Annotated in this window: 5 protein-coding genes; 4 read left to right on the top strand and 1 reads right to left on the bottom strand. The window is 73.3% G+C overall.

All coding sequences use genetic code 11. The annotated features are described in order from the left end of the window. Window positions 1–72: 72 nt before the first annotated feature. Window positions 73–1,440 carry a pyridoxal phosphate-dependent decarboxylase family protein gene (locus tag ACFVIM_RS31315; RefSeq protein ID WP_384308590.1) on the bottom strand — a complete coding sequence of 456 codons (1,368 nt, stop codon included), beginning with the start codon at window positions 1,438–1,440 and terminating at the stop codon, window positions 73–75. 642 nt (window positions 1,441–2,082) lie between these two features. On the opposite strand from ACFVIM_RS31315, the gene ACFVIM_RS31320 reads away from it, so the two are divergent. From ACFVIM_RS31320 to ACFVIM_RS31335, 4 genes are all read left to right on the top strand, one after another. Continuing rightward, complete coding sequence (locus tag ACFVIM_RS31320; protein ID WP_384308581.1) at window positions 2,083–2,889, top strand: acetoacetate decarboxylase family protein; 807 nt, start codon at window positions 2,083–2,085, stop codon at window positions 2,887–2,889. A 138-nt stretch (window positions 2,890–3,027) separates the two neighbouring features. After that, window positions 3,028–4,503 (top strand): aldehyde dehydrogenase, encoded by a 1,476-nt coding sequence (locus tag ACFVIM_RS31325; protein ID WP_384308583.1) that lies wholly within the window; start codon window positions 3,028–3,030, stop codon window positions 4,501–4,503. After that, window positions 4,496–5,413 (top strand): catechol 1,2-dioxygenase, encoded by a 918-nt coding sequence (locus ACFVIM_RS31330; protein ID WP_384308585.1) that lies wholly within the window; start codon window positions 4,496–4,498, stop codon window positions 5,411–5,413. The genes ACFVIM_RS31325 and ACFVIM_RS31330 overlap by 8 nt, the downstream gene beginning before the upstream one ends. 53 nt (window positions 5,414–5,466) lie before the next feature. Continuing rightward, entirely contained in the window at window positions 5,467–6,315 is an 849-nt protein-coding gene (locus ACFVIM_RS31335) for a fumarylacetoacetate hydrolase family protein (RefSeq protein ID WP_384308587.1), read from the top strand. Window positions 6,316–6,417 lie beyond the last annotated feature (102 nt).

A 6,417-nucleotide genomic window follows, 5' to 3' on the forward strand; every position in this document is an offset into this window, starting at 1 on the left:
CCCGAGGGTGCGGCCCGCTCTCGCGTTCGAGGCGAGGGGCGTTCTCCCGGTGGTCGCGGGGGTGTTGTGCGGTCAGGCCGGGTGGGCCAGCTTCTCCAGCCGGGAGTGGAGCCGCTCCACCTGGTCCTCCGACTCCGGTTTCATCAGCACACTGCGCAGGATCCGGGCGCCGTCCGCGTCGGCCGTGAGCGTGGGGTGGCGGGCCGTCAGTGCCGCGTGTGAGGCGCGCAGAGTGCTCAGGAAGACGGGGTCCTCGCGGTCCGTCATCCCCTCCCGCAGAATGCGCTCCGAGGCCGAGTCCACCGCCGAGAACGCCGTCGGGTCCGTCACCGCGAAGAAGGAGACGATGTCCAGCTCCGGCGCCTGGTAGAGCTCCAGTACGGACGAGGACTCGATCAGCTCCGCCCAGCGCAGCGCCGCCCGGCGGCCCGCCGCCAGCACCCGGCCCAGCCCGTCGGGGGTGGGCGGCAGCAGCCGGAACGTCAGCCACAGGGCGGCGGCCGCCGCCCCCGCGCGTGAGCACTCCAGGCTGATCTCGCCCAGGTGCAGCTCGTCGGAGGTGAAGTAGGTGTAGGGCGAGTCATGCAGATAGAACCGCCCCACCTCGGGGTCGGCGAAGATCACGGCGCCGCAGCCGTAGGGCTGGAGGCCGTGTTTGTGCGGGTCCACCACCACCGAGTCACAGGAGGCGATGGCCCGCCAGGGGCCCTCGGGCAGGCCCTCGGGGCCGTCCGCGCCCGCGAGCAGGGTGAAGAACCCTCCGTACGCCGCGTCGACATGGAGCCGGACACCGTGGCGCTCCCTCAGCGCCAGTGCCTGGTCGACCCGGTCGACGGCGCCGAGGCCGGTGGTGCCGGTGGTCAGTACGACGGTGCCGATCCGGCCGGTGCTCAGGGTCTCCTCCAGCGCGTCCAGATCCATCCGGCCCCGGTCGTCGGTGGCGACGGGGTGTCCCGCCACGCCGAGGACCTGGCACATCCGGCCGTGGGTGTAGTGGGCCTCGGCGCTGTAGGCGACGCCCCGGCCCGGGTGGAGCGAGCGGGCGACGTAGAGGGCCTCCAGATTGGCGATGGTGCCGCTGGTGGTCAGATGGCCCAGATGGTTCTCGAAGCCGAACATGGTGGCCAGCGCCTCGATCGCCTCGCGTTCCATCCGGGCCGTCGCGGGACCGCCGTCCAGGGCGTGGTTGTTGGGGTTGACCAGCATCGCGGAGAGGTAGCCGACGATGGCGGCCGGGTGCGGCGGTTTGAGCATCTGGCCCGCGTAGCGCGGGTGGAAGAACGGATAGTTGTCCGTCAGCCGTTCACCGAACTCCGCGAAGGCGTCGGCGAAGGCGGAGTCGGAGACGGCGAGCGAGGGGTGGGGGGTGAAGGGGCCGTATCCGGCCGCCCACCGGTCGTGGGCGCGGACCGCCTCACCGAGCCAGCGCGGGAGATCCATGGTGGTCTCGTTTCGGATGAGTTGGAGTGGGCCGGGTGCGGGCGCCGGTGGGCTGGGGGAGGGCGCGGGCCGGGGGGGCGTGGCGAGCGCGCGGGCGTCGGGCCAGCCGCCGCCAGAACTCTCGGGCAGCTCCAGTGGGTTCCCGGCCAGATCGGTGACGAGCAGGGCCTGACAGAAGGTCAGTTCACCGTTGCCGAGCGCCGTCACCTCGCTGAGGTGGACTTCCTTCCCGCGCGCCACCCCGTGGAGATCGCTCCACAGGACGCGGACGAGATCGACCCCGGCGTCCGCCAGACGGGCGGCGAGGGCGGGGGGTGAGGAGGGCGTGTGGTCGGGCACGGCGGGTTCCCCTTCCGGCGCTCCCTGACGGCCGTTTGGGGTCAAACGTATGGGCCGTCGGTGGGCCTGACAAGCCTTCCGGGTACGGGTGTCGGTGAGTGTCGCGGGGGTTGACGCGCGGGTGCCCGGTGATATCTTTTGGGCTCAAACGAACCTCCCCGCCATCGCCCCCCGGTGGCGGGGAGGAACCACTCCCCGATGGCGCGGGCCACGGCATCCCACCGGATCCGCCCCTCGCTCCACCGCTGTGTTGCTGTGTTGCTGTGCTTCTGGGTTTCTCCATCTCCGCAGGGAGGAGCGGCCGTGCCGAGGACGCGCGGATACTTCCACCCCAAGACGGCGACCGGCCTCGCCTCGCTCATCCCGCCGCCGCCCTGGCACTACTCCGGCGATCTGCTCACCGTCGAGTACCGCACCGACCCGGCACGGGTACGGGAACTGCTGCCCGAGCCGCTCGCCCCCGCCGCCGAGGACCCGGGCGCGGTCGCCGTCATCTGGGCGGACTGGCAGTCCTGCTCCGCCTCCCGGGACGAACTCCTCGACCCGGTCCGCTCCCAGTACAAGGAGACCCTCGTCGTCGTCCGCTGCTCCTACCGGGGCCGCACCTACTCGCGCTGTGTCTACATCTGGGTGGACACGGACTTCGCCCTCGCCCGGGGACTGCACCAGGGCTATCCCAAGAAACTCGGCTCCATCCACCTCACCCGCCCCCACCCGTACGGCCCCGCGCCCCGGATCGAGGCGGGCGCCCGGCTCGGCGCCACACTCGCGGCCGCCGACCGCAGACTGGCGCAGACCGTGGTGACGCTCCGCGAGCCCTCACCCCACCACGGATTCGTCAACGCGCACCCCATGGCCCACCACCGCTGGCTCCCCGCCATCGAGAAGGGCCGGGGTCTGGCGCTGGACGAACTGGTCGAGACGGGGGCGGCCCGGGTCGAAGGCGGCCCGTCCTGGCGCGGGGACGCGGAGCTGGAGCTGTTCGAGGCGCCGACGGAGGAACTGGCCCGGCTGGAGGTGCGCGAGCCGCTGGGGGCCTACCACCGGCAGGTAGGGGTGGTGTGGGACGGCGGGCGGGTGCTGGAGCGGGGCACGTCGGGGGCGGAGTGAGGCGCCCGCGGGGCCGCGCCCGGCTCGTGCCGCCGCTGATGCGCCCGCCGTGCCGCGCCCGACCCGTGCCGCCCCTCCGCTGCGCCCGCCGTCCCGTCCGCGTCTCCTGACCCGCCCGCCGTCCTCCCCGGGAGCCCGATGCCCAGCGCCCACACCGCCGTCGTCGCCGGAACCCCCGTCGACACCCGCCACTGGATCGGCGGCCACCGGGTCGCCTCCGCCGAGACCTTCACCGACGCATCGCCCGTCACCGGCGCCCCGCTCGCCCGGCTCTCCCGGGGCACCGCCACCGAGGTGGACGCCGCCGTCACCGCAGCCGCCGACGCCTTTCCCGCCTGGGCCGCCACCAGCCGGGCCGAGCGGGCCCGGCTGCTGCACGCCATCGCCGACGGTGTCGAGCGGCGGCTGGAGGAGCTGGCCGCCGTCGAGACGCTCGACAACGGTTCCCTGCTGCGCTCCCACCGCCGGGGCGTCATGCCCCGCGTCGCCCACAACTTCCGCTTCTTCGCCGACCATCCGCTCTCCCTCGGCCGGGATGACCTCGACACCCGGGGCCACACCCACCACATCACCTGGGACCCGGCCGGGCCGTGCGCCCTGATCACCCCCTGGAACGCGCCGCTGATGCTCGCGAGCTGGAAGGTCGCGCCCGCGCTCGCGGCCGGGAACACGGTCGTCCTCAAGCCCGCCGAGTGGTCCCCGCTCACCGCCTCCCTCCTCGCGGACATCGCCGCCGCGGCCGGACTGCCCGCCGGGGTCCTCAACGTGGTGCAGGGGTACGGGAACGAGGCGGGCGCCGCGCTCGCCGCCCACCCCGGGATCCGCCGGGTCAGCTTCACCGGGTCGGTGCCCACCGCGCGCTCCATCGCCACGGCCGCCGCCGCCCATCTCACCCCGGTCAGCCTCGAACTCGGCGGGGTCTCGCCGCTGCTGGTCTTCGCCGACGCCGATCCCGAGCTCGCGGTCAGGCTCGCCGTCGAGCAGTACGACAACGCCGGTCAGGTCTGTCTCGCCGCGACCCGGCTGCTGGTGGAGGAGAGCGTCGCGGAGGACTTCCTGCGCCGCTTCACCACACGGGTCGCGGGGCTGCGGCTGGGCGACCCCCGGGACGAGGGCACCGACATCGGCCCGCTGATCCATCCCCGTCAGCACGGGCGCGTGGACGGCTATGTGCGGCGCGCCCTCGCGGCCGGGGCCCGTGCCGTGGTCGGCGGCGGCCCCGCCGGGCTGCCCGGCGGGCTCCACTACCGGCCCACCCTGCTCACGGAGGTGGCGCAGGACGCCGAGATCGTCCAGGAGGAGGTGTTCGGGCCGGTGCTCACGCTCCAGACCTTCCGTACCGAGGAGGAGGCGGTCCGGCTCGCCAACGGCACCCGCTACGGACTCGCCGCCACCGTCGCCACCGGGGACCGGGAGCGCGCCGAACGGGTCAGCGCCCGGCTGGTCGCGGGCACCGTCTGGGTCAACTGCTTCTTCGTCCGCGATCTGCGGGCGCCCTTCGGCGGTTCCCGGCTCTCCGGGATCGGCCGTGAGGGCGGTGACTGGAGCTTCGACTTCTTCTGCGACGTCAAGAACACCGTGACGGCGCCGGGCGGGTGGCGCGGCCATGGGTGAGATCACCGGGGCCGGGCTCCTCTCCCATGTACCGACGCTGGTCCTGCCGGAGCGGACCCGGCGCGAGCTGAACGACGGGCGGGAGCTGACCCTCGTCACCGGGCTGCGCGCGTTGCGGCGCGAGGTCTTCGACGGCGACGGCTATGACACCGTCGTGGTGCTGGACTCGCACTGGGCCACCACCGTCGAGTTCGTCATCACCGCCCATCCGGCCCGGGCGGGCCTGTTCACCTCGGACGAGCTGCCGCGCGGGATGCGGCGCGTCCCGTACGACTGGTCCGGTGATCCCGAACTCGCCTACAACGTGGCCCGGTTCGCCGAGCAGCACGGCACCTGGATCACTCCGGTGGACGACCCCTTCCTCCCGGTCCACTACGCCACCGTCAACCTCTGGCGGTATCTCGGCGCGGGCCTGCCCGACCGGCGCTGGGTCGGGATCGGGGTCTGTCAGACCGGGGACCGCGAGGACCACCTCCGGCTGGGCCGGGCCCTCGCCGACGGGATCGCCGCCACGCCGGGCCGCCGGGTGCTGGTGATCGCCTCCGGTGCCCTCTCGCACACCTTCTGGCCACTGCGCGAACTGCGGGACCATGAGTCCAGCGACCCCGCCCACATCATCTCGGCGGGCGCCCGGGAGGCCGATCAGCGCCGGATCGAGTGGTTCCGGGAGGGGCGCCACGACCGGGTGCTGGAGACCATGCCCGAGTTCGCCGTGTACCGGCCGGAGGCCGGGTTCGCCCACTATCTGATGCTGGCCGGGGCGCTGGGTGAGGAGCGCTGCACCGCGCGGGCGCGTCAGTACGGCGGGTACGAGAACGCCATCGGCACCGGACAGATCCACCTCTGGTTCGACCGCCCGGACGGAGGGTGGACCGGTCCCCGGGCGGCGGGGACCTCCATGACTCCGTAACGCGTGACTCCGTGACTGAGCGGAACCGTATCCCGTGCGTGAGAGGAGCGCTGATGCCCGAGTACCGACGGATCCTGCTCGACGGTGCCGTGGTCGAGACCGTGCGCGAGGGGGAGTGGCTGGTGGCCCGGGACGGGCGCCGGGTGGCGGCCGACAGCGCCGCGCATCTGCCGCCGGTCGTTCCCTCCAAGATCATCGCGGTCCATCTCAACCACCGCAGCCGGGTGGAGGAGTTCCAGACCACCCTCGGCCCGGCGCCCACCTACTTCCACAAACCCGTCTCCTCGCTCAACGCCCACGGTGGCGCCGTGGTGCGCCCCGGGGGCTGCCACTGGCTCAACTACGAGGGTGAGGTCGCCGTGGTCATCGGCCGGACCTGCCGCAACATCGCGCCGGAGGAGGCACCGGCCCATATCGCGGGCCACACCATCGCCAATGACTTCGGGCTCCATGACTTCCGCGACACCGACGCCGGTTCGATGCTGCGGGTCAAGGGCTCCGACACGCTCTGCCCGCTCGGCCCGGGGCTGGTGACGGAGTGGGACCACCGGGGCAAGTCCCTGCGTACGTACGTCAACGGGGAGCTGGTCCAGGACGGTTCCACCGATGAGATGGCCTGGGGCATGGAGTACCTCGTCGCCGACATCGCCCGCACCATCACCCTCGTCCCCGGAGATGTCCTGCTCACCGGCACCCCCGCCCACTCGCGGCCGGTGCGGCCGGGCGACGTGGTGGAGGTGGCGGTGGAGGGGCTGGGGCGGCTCACCAACCGGGTGGTGGCCGGTCCCGAACCGGTGCGGACGGACGTGGGGGCGCGGCCCAGCGAGTCGGAGGAGGTGCTGTCGACCGCGCTCGGCGGGGACTGGCCGCTGCGGGGGGTGCGCCCGCCGCGCCGGTCCTGAGACACCCCTAGGTCCTGTCCGGGCGATCTTGTCGGGCCCGCGACGACAGCTACGGCACCTCTCCCCCTGGGCCTTCGGCCCGGGGGGACCCCCAGCGTTGTC

This window comes from Streptomyces sp. NPDC057638, assembly GCF_042800315.1.
In the GTDB taxonomy this organism is placed as follows: domain Bacteria; phylum Actinomycetota; class Actinomycetes; order Streptomycetales; family Streptomycetaceae; genus Streptomyces.

Coding starts and splice junctions, on each gene's coding strand:
- ACFVIM_RS31335 (WP_384308587.1), top strand. CDS start 5,467: ATGCCCGAGTACCGACGGATCCTGCTCGACGGTGCCGTGGTCGAGACC.
- ACFVIM_RS31325 (WP_384308583.1), top strand. CDS start 3,028: ATGCCCAGCGCCCACACCGCCGTCGTCGCCGGAACCCCCGTCGACACC.
- ACFVIM_RS31315 (WP_384308590.1), bottom strand. CDS start 1,440: ATGGATCTCCCGCGCTGGCTCGGTGAGGCGGTCCGCGCCCACGACCGG.
- ACFVIM_RS31330 (WP_384308585.1), top strand. CDS start 4,496: ATGGGTGAGATCACCGGGGCCGGGCTCCTCTCCCATGTACCGACGCTG.